Annotated in this window: 13 protein-coding genes; 2 read left to right on the top strand and 11 right to left on the bottom strand. The window is 61.3% G+C overall.

The genetic code is table 11. The features are described from left to right. Positions 1–46: 46 nt before the first annotated feature. The 8 genes from AB5287_RS09085 to AB5287_RS09050 form a co-directional block, all read right to left on the bottom strand. Positions 47–1279 (bottom strand): 3-deoxy-7-phosphoheptulonate synthase, encoded by a 1233-nt coding sequence (locus AB5287_RS09085; protein ID WP_007051440.1) that lies wholly within the window; start codon positions 1277–1279, stop codon positions 47–49. A gap of 128 nt (positions 1280–1407) precedes the next feature. Next, positions 1408–2541, bottom strand: a complete 1134-nt coding sequence (locus tag AB5287_RS09080; protein ID WP_007051442.1) for a 3-deoxy-7-phosphoheptulonate synthase — start codon at positions 2539–2541, stop codon at positions 1408–1410. A gap of 291 nt (positions 2542–2832) precedes the next feature. Further along, positions 2833–4176 carry a C1 family peptidase gene (locus AB5287_RS09075; protein ID WP_007055726.1) on the bottom strand — a complete coding sequence of 448 codons (1344 nt, stop codon included), beginning with the start codon at positions 4174–4176 and terminating at the stop codon, positions 2833–2835. 114 nt (positions 4177–4290) lie between these two features. Further along, entirely contained in the window at positions 4291–5868 is a 1578-nt protein-coding gene (locus tag AB5287_RS09070) for a hypothetical protein (RefSeq protein ID WP_007055711.1), read from the bottom strand. Between the two features lie 147 nt (positions 5869–6015). After that, complete coding sequence (locus AB5287_RS09065; RefSeq protein WP_007051445.1) at positions 6016–6693, bottom strand: pyroglutamyl-peptidase I; 678 nt, start codon at positions 6691–6693, stop codon at positions 6016–6018. A gap of 9 nt (positions 6694–6702) precedes the next feature. After that, complete coding sequence (locus tag AB5287_RS09060) at positions 6703–7578, bottom strand: IspD/TarI family cytidylyltransferase (RefSeq protein ID WP_049137692.1); 876 nt, start codon at positions 7576–7578, stop codon at positions 6703–6705. A 79-nt stretch (positions 7579–7657) separates the two neighbouring features. After that, positions 7658–8638 (bottom strand): polyphenol oxidase family protein, encoded by a 981-nt coding sequence (locus AB5287_RS09055; RefSeq protein ID WP_012576783.1) that lies wholly within the window; start codon positions 8636–8638, stop codon positions 7658–7660. Positions 8639–8715: 77 nt separating this feature from the next. Then, positions 8716–10362, bottom strand: coding sequence for a U32 family peptidase (locus tag AB5287_RS09050; protein WP_007051448.1), 1647 nt, complete (start codon positions 10360–10362; stop codon positions 8716–8718). Between the two features lie 73 nt (positions 10363–10435). Between AB5287_RS09050 and trmD the strand changes: the two genes are divergently transcribed. Beyond that, the gene (gene trmD, locus AB5287_RS09045; protein WP_007054789.1) at positions 10436–11251 is read left to right on the top strand and encodes a tRNA (guanosine(37)-N1)-methyltransferase TrmD; all 816 of its coding nucleotides are present in this window, start codon (positions 10436–10438) and stop codon (positions 11249–11251) included. Positions 11252–11274: 23 nt separating this feature from the next. On the opposite strand, the gene rsmD is transcribed toward trmD, so the two are convergent. From rsmD to rpmB, 3 genes are all read right to left on the bottom strand, one after another. Next, positions 11275–11886 (bottom strand): 16S rRNA (guanine(966)-N(2))-methyltransferase RsmD, encoded by a 612-nt coding sequence (rsmD, locus tag AB5287_RS09040; protein WP_007051450.1) that lies wholly within the window; start codon positions 11884–11886, stop codon positions 11275–11277. A gap of 226 nt (positions 11887–12112) precedes the next feature. Beyond that, complete coding sequence (locus AB5287_RS09035; protein ID WP_368221077.1) at positions 12113–14956, bottom strand: ATP-dependent DNA helicase RecG; 2844 nt, start codon at positions 14954–14956, stop codon at positions 12113–12115. Positions 14957–15055: 99 nt separating this feature from the next. Next, positions 15056–15250: a 50S ribosomal protein L28 gene (gene rpmB, locus AB5287_RS09030; RefSeq protein WP_007051452.1), complete on the bottom strand. Its 195-nt coding sequence runs from the start codon at positions 15248–15250 to the stop codon at positions 15056–15058. Positions 15251–15653: 403 nt separating this feature from the next. Here rpmB and AB5287_RS09025 point away from each other — a divergent pair, with 403 nt between their 5' ends. Then, complete coding sequence (locus tag AB5287_RS09025; RefSeq protein ID WP_012576769.1) at positions 15654–16670, top strand: carbohydrate kinase family protein; 1017 nt, start codon at positions 15654–15656, stop codon at positions 16668–16670. Positions 16671–16840 lie beyond the last annotated feature (170 nt).

The raw sequence follows: 16840 nt of genomic DNA, 5'->3' as shown, positions 1-16840 counted from the left end.
GAGACGTTTCGTTGCATTGCTCCCGCGAGAGAGCCGATGACGCAACTCAGTGCCAACGCCGTGTGGCTACGGCTTCCGCAAGCTCGCGCAGCAAGGCCTCGGTTTCTTCCCAGCTGATGCACTTGTCAGTAATCGACTTGCCATAGACCAGCTGATCAAGCGGCGCGGCCTTCTGATTGCCTCCTTCAATAAAGCTTTCCATCATGATGCCGGTAATACCCTGTTCGCCAGCTGCAATTCTGCTGGCAATATTGCGCACGACTTCGGCCTGACGATGTTCGTCCTTGCCGGAGTTACCGTGCGAGCAATCAACAATCAGACCATGCGAGGCTGCGGATTCGGCGGGCATTTCGGCGCGTACGTCTTCCATGGCTTTGGCCACGGATTCGGCATCGTAGTTCGGGCCGTGAATCGAGCCGCGCAACACCACATGGCAGTCCGGGTTGCCAAGGGTCTCGACTGCGCAGGCACGCCCCAGATGGTCAATGCCGAAGAACGTGTGCTGCTGAGCAGCGGCGAAGCAACCGTTGACCGCTGCCTTCACCGAGCCGTCAGTGGCATTCTTAAAGCCGACCGGCATGGAAAGCCCGCTGGCCAATTGGCGGTGGATCTGGCTTTCCGTGTTGCGCGCACCAATGGCGCCCCAACTCACCGCGTCCGAGATGAACTGCGGGCTGGTGGGCTCCAGAAATTCCGTGGCGGCCGCCAATCCTTCCTTCAGCACACCAAGCAAGGTTTTGCGAGCAAGCAACAGGCCCTTGCGAATATTGTGGCTGCCATCAATATCCGGGTCGTTGATCAGGCCCTTCCAGCCAATGGTAGTGCGCGGCTTCTCGAAGTACACGCGCATGACGATGAGCAGCTGTTCACCGAGCTCATCTTTCAGCTTGGCCAATCGGCGCGCGTAGTCCAGCGCGGCCTTCGGGTCATGAACCGAACAGGGGCCGACGATGACCAACAGCCTGTCGTCTTGGCCGTACAGGCACGCGCGAATCTCATCACGCGAGTAGGCGACGATTTCCTGAGCCTGATCAGTCAGCGGGAGTTCAGCGAGCACTTGCGCGGGCGTGGGCAGCGGCTCCAACTCCAATACGCGGCGGTTGATGATGCGACTGACACCCACCTGATCTTCCCAACGCGGCACATCAGTGGCAACGAGCGGGTTCTTCCCCTCCCCCATCGCCTGACGAATGGCGCGAAGCTCTTCTGGGGTGTTCAACGGCTGCGGACCGACTTGCAACGGATGCAGCGAATGTGCTGCTTCCTCCTGCTGCTGCATAACATCTCTCCTTGGGTCAGTATCCTTCCCAAGGATAAGGTGTCACGGGAACAAACTGACATGACCACCGTTATTGGCAAAAAATGCTCACTGAGTGGGTCTCAGTGAGCATTTTTACAAAGACAAAGCTATTTAGCCGAGCGGCGAGCGGTGACGGCGTCGGCTAGGGTGTGCAGCAGTTCGTTGGTGCGTTCCCACGGCACGCAAGAGTCGGTGACGGACTGACCGTAGACCAACTGGTCGAGCGGGGCCGGCTTTTGGTGACCGCCGACCAAGAAGCTTTCCATCATTACGCCGGTGATGCCTTGTTCGCCGTGCGCCAGGCGCTCAGCGATCTCTTCGATGACTTCGGCTTCGCGGTTTTCGTCTTTGCCGCAGTTGCCGTGGGCGGCATCGATGACGAGGCCATGCTGGCTCGGGCCGGACGCTTTGGAAACCTTGAGGTCTTCCAGAGCTTGACGCACGGATTCGGCATCGTAGTTCGGGCCGTGGCTGGAGCCGCGCAGAACCAGATGGCAATCCGGGTTGCCTTTGGTTTCGGCGGAAATCACGCGACCGTCCAAGTTAATGGACAGGAAGTGATGCTCGAAGCCGGCCGCGAAACAGGAATCGGCGGCGGCCTTGATGGAGCCGTCGGTGGAGTTCTTGAAGCCCACCGGCATGGACAGGCCACTGGCCAGTTCGCGGTGGACTTGGGATTCGGTGTTACGCGCGCCGATGGCACCCCAGCTGATCGCGTCGCAGATGTACTGCGGGGTGATGGGGTCAAGCCATTCGGTGGCGGCGGGCAGGCCGAGGCTCAGCACGTCGGTGAGCACCTTGCGGGCCAGCCACATGCCCTTACGAATATTGAAGCGACCGTCCAGATCGGGGTCGTTGATGAGGCCTTTCCAGCCGATGGTGGTGCGCGGCTTCTCGAAGTACACGCGCATCACGATCACGAGTCGGTCTTCCAACTCGCGCTTGACGGCAGCCAGCTTTTCTGCGTACTCGTGCGCGGCCTTCGGGTCGTGGATTGAGCAGGGGCCCACGATGACGAGCAGTCGGTCGTCGCGGCCGTTGAGCACATCGCGGATTTCCTGCCGCGAGTGGAGCACGAGCTCGCTCATCTCATCGGTGAGCGGCTGCTCCCTGAGGAAGGCACGCGGCGCGGGAATGGGGTCAAGCTGACGAATGTTGACATCGACGGTCTCAGGAAAGACGGCCTGCTCCCCCAAACGACGTTCATCCTCGGAACTATCCGGACCACGTAGTGCTGCCATTGCTCGACTCCTTTCCTTGTATACGTACTGTCGGTATGTCGCCATAGACGCAAAAGCCCAACTATAGCAGTTTGTTACGGGGACTGCTTGTTGGGCCGGCGGTTATGGACTTTGGGTGGACTCGCCTGTGTGGACTCGCCTGCGGCGATGCTGTGTTGTTGTGCGGCCTGCGACCGCGGTCTCTCCCTCTGTCAGCGGCTTCGCGCTGACAGAGGGAGAGACCCTAGCAGCCGACAGGCTGCGAGAAAACACAGCATTGGCCGTCAGGCCGATTCCGGGAGGCTGACGAAGTCAGGCCAAAGCGCCCATCGGATCCCATGCGGGGAGCATGGTGGCTGGCTCTTCGAGGGCCTTCTGGTATTCCTCGGGCAACAGGGCCTTCGGGACGGCTACCTCGTAGACGTATTCGGTGAACCAGTCGTCGGACATGGTGAAGTAGCCCTTGTCGGCGATCTTGGCGCCCCAAGAGTTCTCCACGCGCCAGCGGCGGGTGGTGCCGTCGTCGGCCACGTCAACGCCGGCGAAAGCCATGGCGTGGTTCATGGCGGAGTCGCCGAAGCGCACGCGGGCTTCCTTGTCCAAATCGAAGTCCACGTCGTACACGCGGCCGTACTCGAACAGGTCGGTGGCCCAAGCGCCGTTCTCACGGTCCATGAACGGGTGGCAGTCGGCACCGAACCATACCGGAATGCCCTGCTCAACGAGAATCTGCTTGACGCAGTCCTTCATGAACTGGTTTGGCACGTTGAGGTACTCGGTGGCGTCGCCGCCAGCCACATTGCCGAGGTGCTCGATGCCGATCTTCTTGCCCTTGGCGTGCTCGGTGCGCGGATCGTCCACCAGGCACACGTAGTCCTCAAGATCAGCCGGACCCACGTACTTCTTCCAGAACTCAACCGGCGTAATCTCGCCGTCGCGGTGGAATTCGCCATCCTTGTCGGTCCATTCCCAGTCGAAGGAAACCGGCGGCTCGCCCAGGTGGATGGTCAGAATACGGTGGCCGGCAGCAGTGGCGTCGGCAATAATCGCCTCGACCTTGGAGGCATCGCCGTCAGCGGCGTACATGTGCGCCACGGCGGTGTGCAGCATGTGGCGCAGCTGGATGTTCATTTCACCGGTGTTCTTGGAGGATTCGGTCTCCGGGAACAGGTCCTTGGGCACAGCGCCGTACTTCTTGTACACGTTCATGGCCATGGTCCACTGGCCGCCATCGCCCATCACGTCGGCGAGCAGGTGCTGCATCAGGCGGGAGTCGGAAGGCTCTCCGGCAGCCACCAGAGCGGCCACATCCTTAAGGAAGTAGTTGACGCGCTCCAGCTTGTCGTAGTACATCGCGTAGTTCTGGGAGAACTCGAACTCCTTCAAGTTCATGTTCTTCTTGGCCACGAAACGGGCCACGTTCAGGGAGCTGAACAGCCAGCAGCGGCCGGAGCGATCCTGATGGGTGGCTTCGCCATTGTCAACGATGGTGGAGAAACGACGCTGCATCAGACGAGCGCGGTCATAATTGCGAGCCACCTTGTCGATGCCGGCGGCGGTCACCGCGTTCATGGCCAGACGGTTGGTGCCGCTCTGTGCGAAATCGCCGCGCAGGGTATTCAACGCTTCGTCGGTCAGAGGCGTCAATTCACTCATGTCATACTCCTTCTGTGATGGTGCGCTTGTGGCGCAGATTCAAACGAATACGGCACCTGGCTCGAAAGCGCAGGTGCCGTAATTCTTACCGCTAGTAGTCTAATCGAAGGCCTGTCATTCGCCGTTCTGCTCAGATACGGCCGGATTCTCCTGAGTCGGGGCCTCCGGTTCGCCCTGTGTCTGGTGCTCGGACGGCTCAGACGATTCGGACTGCTCATTCTGCGCAGCCGAATCAGCCGAATCAGCCGAATCAGCCGGTGCCGCATCTGTCTCATTGTGATCGTCGGCAGCCGACTCGTTTCCGCTCAACTCACCCGGCTGGTCATCGGCCTCGTTGTGTACAGGCTTGACTTCCGGGACGGGCGCAACCACCGGCAATGCCGCCGCGGCAGCGGCTTCCTGATCCTGACCAGAGGCCGCCGCATTACCGCCGAAAGCGAATCCGGAGAACGCCTGCGAGAACATAGAACGCAGTTCCGAAACACGCTGGGTGATGACGGACTCGCGTTCCTGCAGATCGGCGATGCGCTTGGACAGACCGTCAAGCTCGCTTTGGGCGGCGGCGCGACGCTCCTCGATCTGCGCATCGGCTTCCTCGCCCGCCTTATGTACGATTGCGGCGGCCTGGATGTCCGCCTCCTCGCGCTTGGACGCGGCATACGAATCGGCTTGGTCGCGAGTGTTCTTGGCCTGACCGACCAACTCATCGGCTTCCCGCTTGGCCGCCACACGACGCTCTTCGAGGTGCTGCAGCAGTTCGTTGACCTTCTTCGTGGCCTCATCCTGCTGAGCGGCGATGTCGTGACGGATCTGCTCGACCTCGGCGTTGACCTGGCTCATCGTGCTGGTGCGCTTGACCTCGGCCTCATCAGTGATTTCCTGACCCTTGGTTTTGGCCGCATCAATGATTTCGCTGGCCTTGCGCTGGGCTTCGGTCATCATCTTGGACACTTGCTCGCGCACGTCGGCGAGCTTCTTGTTGGCCTCGGCGAGCGCCGCCTCAATCTGATCGTTGGAATCAGACTTAAGCTTGGTGATCTCCTCATTGGCGCTTTTGCGCATTGCGGCAACCTGCTGGGTCGCCTCCGCCTTCATGTCGGCGATTTCGCGCTCTTGAGTGGAGCGTTCGGAAGCCATCTTCTTAGTGTGCTCTTCGCGCGCGTTGCTGAGCTCAAGCTCGACGGTCTGACGCTGTTCGGTGATGGTCTTGGCAGTTTCGGAGCGCAGTTGTGCGGCATCCTCGTTGGCGGAGGTGGTCACTGATTCGGCTTGATTGCTGGCGTTCGTCAGAATCGAGGCGGCCTTGGCATTGGCGTCGTCAACAATATGCTGGGCATCCAGCTTGGCGTTGTTGATCAGTGTTTCGGCCTGAGCCTGAGCCGTGGTACGGATGGAGGACGCGTCCTGCTTGGCGCGTTCCAGCAGTTCGGTACTCGTCTGTTCGGCGGAGGCAAGCATCTGCTGGGCGTTCGCTCCCAAGGAAGCGAAGCTGTTGCCTTCCGGCTTCTTGTTCTTCTCTTCCTGAAGTTGGGCCTGCAGTTGCAGAATACGGTCGTCATCCGCCGCAATCTGCTCACGCATGCTGGCCAACGTCTGCTGCGCACGCTTCATACTCTCCTGAGTAGCGTCGAAGGCAGCATCAACCTTCTCCTTGTCATATCCTCGCAGCACCACCGGGAAACGATCCACCATCGCTGTTTATTCCTTTCGCACACGCATAAAGCTCTTGGCACATCCTTGAAGCACTGTAGCGCATCGCACTAGCGCTGAGCGTTGAGCGACGCGCAATCGTTACAATGCGTGCGAACCATGTTCTATTCCGGCGTGGCGCACAGCGTGCTAGGCGATGAGGATGTCGGAGCTGGAGGGCTTGAGATAGTAGCGCACGGCTTCGCGCACCACATCACGGCCAGCGGCGATTTGCTGGTCGAGTGGTAGACCATGCTGGCTGGAATGCGCCGGAACGACCGGAGGGAAGCTGACGAATCCGCCCAGCACCTGCTCCTGGGTGGCGGTCCAGTTGAGCAAGTTGTAGAACAGCGAATTACATACGAACGTACCTGCGTCCGAACTCAAGGTGGCCGGAATCGAATCGTCCGTGAAATCATTCAGGATCGAGCGCAACGGCAGGCGGGTCCAATAGGCGGCCGGGCCATTGGGATCGATGGGTTCGCGGCGTGGGATCACGTTGTCCGCGTCTGGCTTGATCGCGTCCATCAGGTTGGTGGCGCATCGTTCAAGCATCACGCCTCGGGCTGCGTGCTTGAGCCCGGTGGCGATGACGATATTGGGCTTGGTGGCCTCAATCGTCTCTTTCAGCGTGGGCCAGGCTTTGGCGAAGCTCACCGGGATGCTGACAGCATGAACGGTGACGGCGACCTGCTCCAACGGATCGTCCGGAGCAGAGGAGACGCCCAGTCCCTGCTCGGCGATGGCCTTGGGCACTTCGACGGCGGGATTGACCTCCACGCCGTCATAGTGGTCGAAGCCGGAGATCACAACATTGAGTTCACGCATAATGCCAGTCTAGCGATGCATCTGGCCGGCCGCTTGGGCCAGCAGGGCGTGCATGCGGGCGCGGGCCTCTTCCTTGGGATCACGACCGAGAATCTCCTCGGCGATACGCTCAGCTGTGGGAATATCTTCCAGCGTGGTGATCTTCAGGTTGGTTTCCGCACCGGAGACAATGGCGACGGGTTCATCAGGCAGATAATCGACCACTACGCGCGTGTCGTCGGTGGGATGGAAGTCCGGGTCGGCGGCAGCCAAATCGTAAGCGTGACGAATCGTCGCGAAGCGGAAGGATTGCGGGGTCTGCGCGCGGAAGGTGTTCGGGCGGTCCGGCACCGACTTGACCACTTTCAAATCGCCCAGATCCTCGGTCAACAGCACGGTGTCGGTTGAGGCGTAGGCCACGGTTGCGGCCGTGAACTGGTCGAGCGCATCAATCGAACCGTCGATGGCGGACTGTTCCACGAACGGACGGACGGCGTCATGGATCAGAATCTTGGCATCGTCCGGAATGCCAGCCGTAGCCAGCATGTCGAGCGCGGCGGCGGTACTGTCCACACGCTCGTCACCGCCGTCAATGATGACGCGGACCTTGGTGTAGCCCATCTCGCCAACCAACGTTTCCACTTCACCGCGCACCTTGGGATTGACCACCACCACGATGTCGCTGACGCGGTCGCAATGTTCAAAGGCATCAATGCTCCAGCACACGATGGGCTTGCCGCCCACGGAGACAAGCTGCTTGGGATTATCGGGGTCGAAGCGCGTACCGAAGCCGGCGGCCAGCACCACGGCCACCACCGGCACGGTTTGCGCCGGTTTGGCGCCCTGAGCGGGGACCGGCTGGACGGTAGGCGTCTCGACGGGGGTATCGAAATCTCTCTCAGTCATAGGCACCACCGTAGGGTGAGGGCTGGCCGTCCGTGAACTGCATCACATCTTCTCCACGGAATGTGCTCGCATTCTCCGTTTAGTCACGCACGATGAGGGCGAGGAGGCGGCCTTCGTGTGTTTTGTTGGCGAGCGCGGCGCGGCGGTGCGAGTACCACAGTGGGTTTTCGAGCGTGCACATGCTGTGGCTGATGTTGTCGATGCGCTCCGCGAGCTCGGCCGGGCCTTCGCCATCCGTACGGCACAGTTCGGCGAGTTCCGGGTCTTCCTCAAGGTACTGGGTGGCGGCGTGCACGCGCGGCATCGAATCGACCACCTGATGTACACCGGCGAAAGCGAGGTCGATCATCGCGGCTTCGGCGATGTCGATGCCGGCACCGCCGAAACGGGTCTTCGTCTTGGTCAGCGGGAAGCGCTTGATGAACTGGTCGGCGATCTCGTCGCCCACTTCATAGCAGTCGCCGCAGATGCGCGGGCCGAGTGTGGCCACGATGTTCGCCGGGTCGGCACCCTTGCTCTTCATCAGGTCCACCGTGGTGCCGATCACGCCGCGCTCCAGACCACGACGGCCGCAGTGGGCCGCACCGATGATACCGGTGACCGGGTCGCCCAGCAGCACCGGCAGACAGTCGGCCGCGAACATGCCTAGGGCGATGCCGGATTGTGCGGTGACCTGGCCGTCCGCCTCGATGACGTGCGGAGTGTCAGTCTCACCATGTGTGCCGGACACGTCGAAGCCGAAGGGGGTGTTGATGACGAACGAGTCGTCCACGTCCACAGCCACGCCGGAATGTACTTGGGAGACCAGCGATAGGCGGGCTTGCACCGCTTCGGCGAGTGCGATGCGGTTCGACAGCACGGCCTCAGGTTCGTCGCCGGACTTGCCGCCGAGGTTCAGGTTGCCGTAATCGCCGGCGCTCAGGCCGCCCAGTCGCGTGGTGTACACCACCTTGATGCCGGGGGCCAGTGCGATGGGGATGGTCACCGGAATAGGGCGACCGGCTTTATCGGTAGAGCTGATGCTGTTGGAATCGAGGATTTCTTCGCTGTATTCAGGCATAAGGCATTCTTTCTTGGGTGCGGGCGGTGTTCATGATTTTCATGACCACCCCCAGTCAGCGGGGGCGGAGTGGTAGGTTATTCGGCTTTGAGGGTGGGCTTTTTGGTGCGCGAGCGGATGGCGGCGTTGATGGGCACCTGGTGCGGGCAGGGCATCGAGAACACGTGCGCCGGATTATTGATGGCGGGTACTGGCGCGCCATCGGCATCGCGCAGGCCGGTTTCCGGCACGGTAAAGACCAATGGTCTCTCGCCAGGCAGCAGGAATTCGACCTGTTGACCGGGCTCAATCTTGTTACGGCTCATCAGCGTGACACGTCCGTCTTCGTCCGCGCTCCAGCTCAGCACTTCGCCCACTACCAGCCATGAGCGGAAGTAGGCGGAGCGGTCGGTGTTCTGTGTGACCTTGTGCTCCGGGTAATAGAAGCCGGTGGAGTAGTCGCGGTGGGCCACCTTGTCGGTTTCCTCGAGCAGCCATTCGGGCAGTTCGACGTGTGGGGCCGGGCGAACGGCCGCATGTTTCCAATCGGTCTCAATCTGTTCGACCGCGGTGTTGGACTTGCGGCGCGTGGAACGGGCGTGAGAGCTCATGCCGTCGGGTTCGACGGCGGTGCCGGCCGGCGTACCAGAGGCAGTTGAGTCGACGGCATCAGCAACCGTCACGCGGTCACGTTCTGCGGCAACCGAGCCGGTGACCGAATCGGCAACCGCAGTATCAGAGCCACGGTCATATCCCTCATCGGCCACACCGGCGAACGCGGCATCAGCATTGCGCATCACTTGATCTTCGGTTCCTTGGCCAAAATCGGGGTCGCCCGGGCGAATCACACGGTCATGGAAAGGCTTCAAAACATTGCCATCAGCGTCTTCAAAACCGCGTTGAATCATGTATTCATTAACCGCGGTTTTGTAGGCGTTGGTCATGGCGGCGATATAGTAGGCGCTTTTCGCGCGGCCTTCGATTTTGAGGCTGGTGGCACCGGAGTCAATCAAATCATCCAAGTGCCCCAGCATATTCATGTCCTGCGAATTGAACAGATAGGCGCCGTTCTCGGTCTGCTCGATCGGGAAGTACTGGCCGGGGCGCTTCTCTTCCACGATCGAATACTTCCAGCGGCATGGCTGGGCGCATTCGCCGTGATTGCCATCGCGGCCGGTCAGATAGTTGGAGAACAGGCAGCGGCCGGAGAAGGCCATGCACATAGCACCGTGGACGAAGCATTCGATGTCGAGGTCATCAGGAATGTTGGCGCGAATATCACGCACGGCCTGCAAGTCCATCTCGCGGGCCAACACCACACGGCGAGCACCAAGCTCGTAGAAGGCGTTCGCAGCCTGATAATTAGTCACGCCGGCCTGAGTGGAGACGTGCAGTTCCAGATTCGGAGCCACCTGACGGGCCATCATCATCACGCCAATATCGGAGACGATCAGCGCGTCCACGCCGGTGTCTTTGAGCTGGCCGACGTACTCGCGCATGGCTTCGATCTCGTTGTTGCGCGGCAGCACGTTGCAGGTCACGTACACGCGAGCGCCGCGTTCATGGGCGTAGCGCGATCCTTCCTCGAAATCCTCAAGGCTAAGGTTTTTGGGGGCCGATCGCATGCCGAAGGCTTTGCCGCCGCAGTAGACGGCGTCGGCACCATAATCGACCGCGGTTTTCAGGCCCCTCAGGTTGCCGGCCGGGGACAACACTTCGGGCTTTTTGCGGGTGGGGAGGTTCATCGTCGTATTCATCACCGCAATAGTGTAGTGGTGGCCGTGTAATGCGGGAGGGGCTACCGTTAGGCTGGATGACATGAAGATCGATATCGTGAGCGTGTTCCCCGAATACTTTGAGGTGATGAACCTCAGCCTGATGGGCAAAGCCCAGGCCAAGGGATTGTTGGAGATCAAGGCGCACAACCTGCGCGACTGGACCCACGATGTGCATCATTCGGTGGATGATACGCCAGTCGGCGGCGGGGCCGGCATGGTGATGAAGCCCGAAGTGTGGAGCGAATGTCTGGACGAACTGCTGGGATTCTCGCAGCCGTCCGGCTCCCCCGCCCCATCCGGCGCACCGGTGCTCATCTTCCCGAACCCATCGGCCCCGTTGTTCACCCAGCGCGACGCCACCGAGCTCAGCCATGCCGACCATCTGCTGTTCGGCTGCGGCCGGTATGAGGGCTACGATGCGCGCATCCCGGACTACTACCGCGCCCAAGGCGTCGACGTACGCGAATATTCGATCGGCGACTATGTGCTGAACGGCGGCGAAGTAGCGGTATCGGTGATGCTTGAGGCCATCACCCGCCTGATGCCCGGATTCATGGGCAACCCAGATTCGATTGTTGAGGAATCCTACACCGGCGAGGGCGCACTGCTTGAACATCGCCAGTACACCAAGCCGGCCGTGTGGCGCGGTATTGCGGTGCCGGATGTGCTGTTGTCCGGCGACCACGGCAAGGTGGACCGTTTTCGCCGCGACGAAGCGCTGGCCCGCACCGCCGAGATTCGGCCAGACCTTATCGCGGCACTGGATTGCAAGGCGCTGGATAAGGCCGATCGCAAGACCCTGATGGCCTTGGGCTGGGAGGTCTCCGCCGCCCATCCGCGCCGGCTCGCCGATTAATTCACCACACGGTGGGAGATTCACTACGCGGCGGAATCGTCGGAACGCTCTATATCCGAGTCGTCATCCGCGGATTCGATGTAGAAGACGGCGGTTTCGCCGTAGTTGCGGCTTTCGGTGATTTGCCAGCCTCCGGGGGCAGTGGGATCATCCGAGCGTACCGAGCGTTCGAGCATGATCACCGTGTTCTCGTTGGTGGCGCTGCCCGCCGCCAGATCGGACAGTAGCTGATTGCATTCAGCGGTCTCATAGGCATAGGGCGGGTCGATGAATATCACGTCGAATGGTTCGCCGAAGCCGCCAGCCACTTGCTCGGCTTTTTTGACCAGCACACGGGCCTTGAGCGAAGCATCCCACGAACGATTCTTCTGTAGCTGCGCCAAGGTCTTGGTAATCAGCGCCGCCGCAGGCCGGGAACTTTCCACGGCCACGAGTTCTCGCGCGCCACGGCTCAGCGCTTCGATGCCCAACGCACCAGTACCGGCGAACAGGTCCAGTACACGGGCATCATCCAGCACTCCCCATGAGTCGAGGTGCGAGAAAATCGCCTCTTTGGTGCGATCCGTGGTAGGCCGGGTACCCGTTTTCGGCGTAGCAAGCGCCACACCCTTGAATCGTCCAGAAATTACACGCATAGCTTTCACTGTACAGGTTCATCTGCGCATACCAATCATGAACAACAATGGGGTGCTCGAAGCGCACCAATGATATATGCACTTCGAGTACCTCATGTACGAATGGTCTTGCCTCCACTGAAGCACATTCGAGGGCTTCCCGACCGTGATTTCCTCACGATCGGCATACGGAAAAACTATATCGTGCGATTACGGGGGCGCAGCCCTAGCCTCAGCTGGAGGTGCCTCAGCTGGAGGTCAGGAAGGTTTCGTTGCCTCGGGTGAAGTCGAGGACGGCACCGGCGAGTTGGACCTCACCTGCCAGTTCGGGGTCGGCGGCCAGAAGCTGCCCGGCACGGGTGCGGGCGTCGGCGATCATGTCGGCGTCCTTGACCACGCGCAGGAGCTTCAGGCTGGACTTGCCGCCGGATTGGGCGTCGCCGAGCACATCGCCGGCACCGCGGAATTCCAAGTCGGCTTGGGCGATTTCGGCACCGTCGAGCGAGTGGTGAATCACTTCGAGCCGTTGCTCGGCCGGGGAGCCGGGTTCCGCACGGGAAATAAGGAACGCCCACGAGTTGGTGCCGCCACGCCCCACGCGGCCGCGCAGCTGATGCAGCTGAGAGAGGCCGTATCGGTCGGCATCAAAGATGACGATGCAGCTGGCCTGCTTGACGTCCACGCCGACTTCGATCACCGTGGTGGACACCAGGATCGGAGTCTCGCCGCCGGCAAAATCGGCCATGACCTGGGTTTTGACGTCATCCTTGTCGCGGCCGGTCAGAGTCGCAAACCGAATGCCTTGGAACTGTGGAAGTTTCTGCAACCGGTCGGCGATTTCGGCCACCGCATGCAATGGCGGGCGAGCCACGGTTTCGCCATTTTCGTCGAAGGTTTCGTAGGGGTCGTCGATGCCGATGGCATCGGCCGCCGCGCGCGTCGCACGGCCGCCCGCAGCTGTGCGGGCACTGGAACCAGATGCTGCGGCGCGTCCGCGGGCAGAACCGGCTGCTGCCGAAACGCCGGAACCGCCTTCGTTCTCCTCATCATCCGCATCAATGCGCGGGCACACGATATAGGCCCGCTCCCCCGCGTCGACTCGCGCGCGAATGTGCGCGAACATACGCCCCATGGTGGCGGCGTCGGCCTCATTGACCACCACGGTACGAATCGGTTTGCGGCCGCCAGGCAATTCGGTGAGCCAGGAAATATCGAGATCGCCAAACCAAGTCATGGCGGCGGTGCGCGGGATGGGCGTGGCGGTCATCACCAGTAGATGCGGCGTGGTGCCGTCATCGGTTTTGGCGTTGAGGCTTTCGCGCTGTTCCACACCGAACCGGTGTTGCTCGTCGATCACCACCAAGGCCAAGTGCGGGGCTTGGAAGGTCTTGGAAAACGCCGCGTGCGTGGCCACGATAATGCCCGGCTCACCACTGGCGGCCGCAGCGAGCGCCTTACGCCGGGCGGCAAGCTTCATACCACCGGTCAGCAGGGTGACGGGAATTTCCGCAGTCACCTTGGAAGAAGAGACCGTCGAAGCACCGGACGCGCCCATCGCGCCCTCAACGTCGGCCGCGGCATCGGTCTCCTTGGCACCCGGCTGTGCAAGGGTCAACCCCGACACCATCTTGCTGATGGTCTCGTAATGCTGTTCGGCAAGCACCTGAGTGGGAGCCACCAGCACCGCCTGATAGCCGGCGCCGACCGCCTGCAGCATGGCCGCGAGCGCCACTACGGTTTTGCCGGAGCCGACTTCGCCCTGCAACAGACGCTGCATGGGCCAGTCACGTTCAAGATCGGACGCGATGTCGTCCACCACCTGACTCTGCCCGGCTGTCAGTGTGAACGGCAACGATGCGATGAAGCGGTCGCGCAAATTGGGCAAATTGGGCAGATCAGGCAGATCGGTCGCAGAACCGCGCTCCGATGCTTCTGGTTGCGTACTTGGCTCCGCAACCGCTTCGCCCACCGACGCTCGAGCTGTTTCCAGCGCCTCGTTCAGCGGGCAAGGATGCGCCGATGACTTGTGCGCGTGCTGTCGAGACTTCAGCAGCGAGGTCTGCGAAACGAAAGCCTCCTCATAGCGCAGGGTTTCGATGGCCTCCTTGAACCGGGTCGTGGAAGCCGGATCATGAATGGCCAGGAACGCCTCAGCCCGATGCATGAGGTTCTTGGCCTTGCGCACCGATTCGGGCAGCACATCTGGGATGGATTGGGAGAGCGCCTCAGCACCGGATTCGGCGGTCGTGCCGGAATTCTCTTCCCCGTTTTGGACGGCGATGGTGTCGGTCGTGGGAGCCACAATGCCGGCTGACCCAGCGCCAGCGAGTTGCCCGTCAGGCGTGGATGACGTGCGGGCCCCCATCATCCACAGCAATCCCAGAATCGTCTCATGAATATGTTCGGACGAGATACGCGAACTGGCGTGATATACCGGGCGGGGCCGGCAGACGCGGGTAAGCGCCTCTTGCACGGTATCGGCGTCGTATTTCAGCGCGGCCCCGGAAGAGGCAGCCGCGGCCGGCGGATACGCGGACTGCACACTGGCATACGGATCGGTACTTCCCGCAAACGCACCATTGCCGGATGCCGCACCCCGAGCGTAACCCTCAAGCCCCGCTCCTGCTCCGGCCGACCCGGGCGCGACAGTGAGGATTTCGGGGTGCGTGAATTGCAGCTGCCCCATGTATTCGCTGGGCATACCGGAGACCACCACAGACGTGCCGGCGCGCAGCCGCATGCTGACCCAATCCACATACGATTTACGATACGAAAAGAACGTGAGCCGGGCCGTGCTGCCGGGTACGCGACGCGAACGGGCAAAGTCAGCGTCGTCAACCGTCGCCTCGAGTCGGTAGCCGCGGCGAGCGTTCATCGGCACCACGCGCATGTCTCGTATCACGGCGGCAAATGCCATCTGCTGGCCGGGTGCGGCCTCGCGGATGGCGCGAAGCGGCACCGGTTCGGTGACGCGGAAGGGATAGTAGGTCAGGGCGTCGCCGACAGTGACGATTCCCAGCGATTTGAGCGCGGACACGCGACGCTTGTTGGTGACCAGCGAAGCGAGAGTGGTGTCCATAGTGATGCTCATATTGGCCTATTCTATTCGCACGGCCTCTTTAGGCCGCAGAAACAACAAAACCCGCTGAGCCGAAGCTCAAACGGGTTTTGCTCCACGTTAGTACGCGATTCACGCGGCCACGCGCTGAACCTTGCCGGCCTTGAGGCACTTGACGCACACGCGCAGACGAGTGTTCTCGCCATCAATCGTGGTGCGTACAGACTGCAGGTTCGGGCGGAAGCTACGCTTGGTACGACGGTGCGAATGGGAAACGGTGAAACCGGTCTGCGGTCCCTTGCCGCACACTGCGCAACGAGCTGCCATGATGGACTCCCTTAACCTTGATGTGTCAAGTCTTTCACGCATTCGACCGCCGGTTTCACCCGACATGCCGAACACACAACTTCACAAATATATAGCCCAATACCGACAACCGCAACTCTTGCGTGTATCATGGGCGAACTTCGGCGGTTCACGCGCGGTTCGAGCGTAACTTGCGAATGGGCCATCAGCGGTTCGCGAGCGGTTCGGCATTGGTTCGCCAGCGGTCCGCAAGTAGTTCGCCAGCAGTTCGCCAGCGGCGAATTACGCCGCAAATCGTAGCGTTTACCTGATAAAACACGCCGGCCTGCCTATTCCGCATCCAGCAAACTCTCATATAATCTCGGTATAAGAGACGGCAAGGGACGAAGGGGTCCTCGTGCAACTTACGACGAAGGAGGCTGTCATGTTGAATCTCAGGCGAGGTATCGGCACTCACGAGCCCAGCGTGATTTCACTGGGTCAAGTCTGGGTGGACATTATGCTCAATGTGGACGAGGTGCCGGCACAGGGCGGATTCGCCGTGGCCGATCATCCGAAGCCCTCCATTGGCGGCAGCTATCGCGTGCTGCAGGCGGCCAGCCGCATGGGCGTGCCGACCGAGCACGCCGGCATTCTGGGCAACGGCCTGTGGGCGCATTTCATCCGCCAGTCATTCCAAGACAACGGCATCACGCATATCGGCCAGGATCGTCTTGATGAGGATTCCGGTTTCCGCGTGGTGCTGAGCTCCGGCGCGCCGAAGAAGACGTTCATCGCTTCCTATGGCGCCGAGGCTCATGGCGACGCGGACACGTTCAACACGCTGGAGCCGCAGCCCAAAGACGTGGTGCACATCAGCGGCAACACACTGATGGACCATACGGCCACCGGCGTGGACGGATTCCTACTCAAGGCCGGTACCGACCCGGCTGCACGCGACTACACGCTGGTGATCAATCCCACCAATACGTTGCGTCTGGTCAACGACCATATGCTTGAGGACCTGGTGCTCGCACGCCCGGTCTGGTCCTGCAACCGTCAGGAGGCCATGACGCTGGCCGAGCGCCTGGGCGCGCCGATCGACGACAGCAAGGTCACCATCGGCGGTGGACTCGACGACTTCATGCACCAGTTGTGTGACGGCTTGGGCACTACACTGCGCGCGCCGCTGGTGGTGCGTGTCGGCGCCCGCGGCGCTTGGATTCGTGAGCCAGGTGGCGAGACGATTCATATCGAGGGATACCCGACCAAGGCCGTACACACCCGTTCGGCGGGCGGTTGCCACACCGGCGTGATGTGCGCGATGCTGGCAAAGGGCCATAGTCTGGCCGAATCGGTAAAGATCGCCAACGCGGCGGCATCCATCGCCATTCAGCGCAGCCTCAACGGCGTGCCGCAATGCCCCGATTACGACGAGGCCATCGCGCTGATCGGCGAATAGTCGACTATAGGTAGCTCCCCCCAGTCCGCTTCGCGGCCAGCTCCCCTCAGCGAGGGGAGCTATTTTTGCTCTGGCTCCCCTTAGAAAGAGGCCCGGCATTATTCATCCGCCGTTCAACCGGAATGGCTCCCCTACCCTAGTCCGCGCTTCTACGATAGATTGAGTTGAAT

The organism is Bifidobacterium sp. RTP21102st3_E2_RTP21102_210122, assembly GCF_040916945.1.
Classification (GTDB): Bacteria; Actinomycetota; Actinomycetes; order Actinomycetales; family Bifidobacteriaceae; genus Bifidobacterium; species Bifidobacterium longum.
This window is presented reverse-complemented; position numbering and strand designations above follow the sequence as displayed.

Excerpts from the sequence above, each read along its gene's own strand:
- AB5287_RS09085 (WP_007051440.1), bottom strand. The coding sequence starts at position 1,279 with ATGCAGCAGCAGGAGGAAGCAGCACATTCGCTGCATCCGTTGCAAGTC.
- AB5287_RS09080 (WP_007051442.1), bottom strand. The coding sequence starts at position 2,541 with ATGGCAGCACTACGTGGTCCGGATAGTTCCGAGGATGAACGTCGTTTG.
- rsmD (WP_007051450.1), bottom strand. The coding sequence starts at position 11,886 with ATGCGTGTAATTTCTGGACGATTCAAGGGTGTGGCGCTTGCTACGCCG.
- AB5287_RS09050 (WP_007051448.1), bottom strand. The coding sequence starts at position 10,362 with ATGAACCTCCCCACCCGCAAAAAGCCCGAAGTGTTGTCCCCGGCCGGC.
- AB5287_RS09060 (WP_049137692.1), bottom strand. The coding sequence starts at position 7,578 with ATGACTGAGAGAGATTTCGATACCCCCGTCGAGACGCCTACCGTCCAG.
- AB5287_RS09065 (WP_007051445.1), bottom strand. The coding sequence starts at position 6,693 with ATGCGTGAACTCAATGTTGTGATCTCCGGCTTCGACCACTATGACGGC.
- AB5287_RS09035 (WP_368221077.1), bottom strand. The coding sequence starts at position 14,956 with ATGAGCATCACTATGGACACCACTCTCGCTTCGCTGGTCACCAACAAG.
- AB5287_RS09055 (WP_012576783.1), bottom strand. The coding sequence starts at position 8,638 with ATGCCTGAATACAGCGAAGAAATCCTCGATTCCAACAGCATCAGCTCT.
- trmD (WP_007054789.1), top strand. The coding sequence starts at position 10,436 with ATGAAGATCGATATCGTGAGCGTGTTCCCCGAATACTTTGAGGTGATG.
- AB5287_RS09075 (WP_007055726.1), bottom strand. The coding sequence starts at position 4,176 with ATGAGTGAATTGACGCCTCTGACCGACGAAGCGTTGAATACCCTGCGC.
- rpmB (WP_007051452.1), bottom strand. The coding sequence starts at position 15,250 with ATGGCAGCTCGTTGCGCAGTGTGCGGCAAGGGACCGCAGACCGGTTTC.
- AB5287_RS09070 (WP_007055711.1), bottom strand. The coding sequence starts at position 5,868 with ATGGTGGATCGTTTCCCGGTGGTGCTGCGAGGATATGACAAGGAGAAG.
- AB5287_RS09025 (WP_012576769.1), top strand. The coding sequence starts at position 15,654 with ATGTTGAATCTCAGGCGAGGTATCGGCACTCACGAGCCCAGCGTGATT.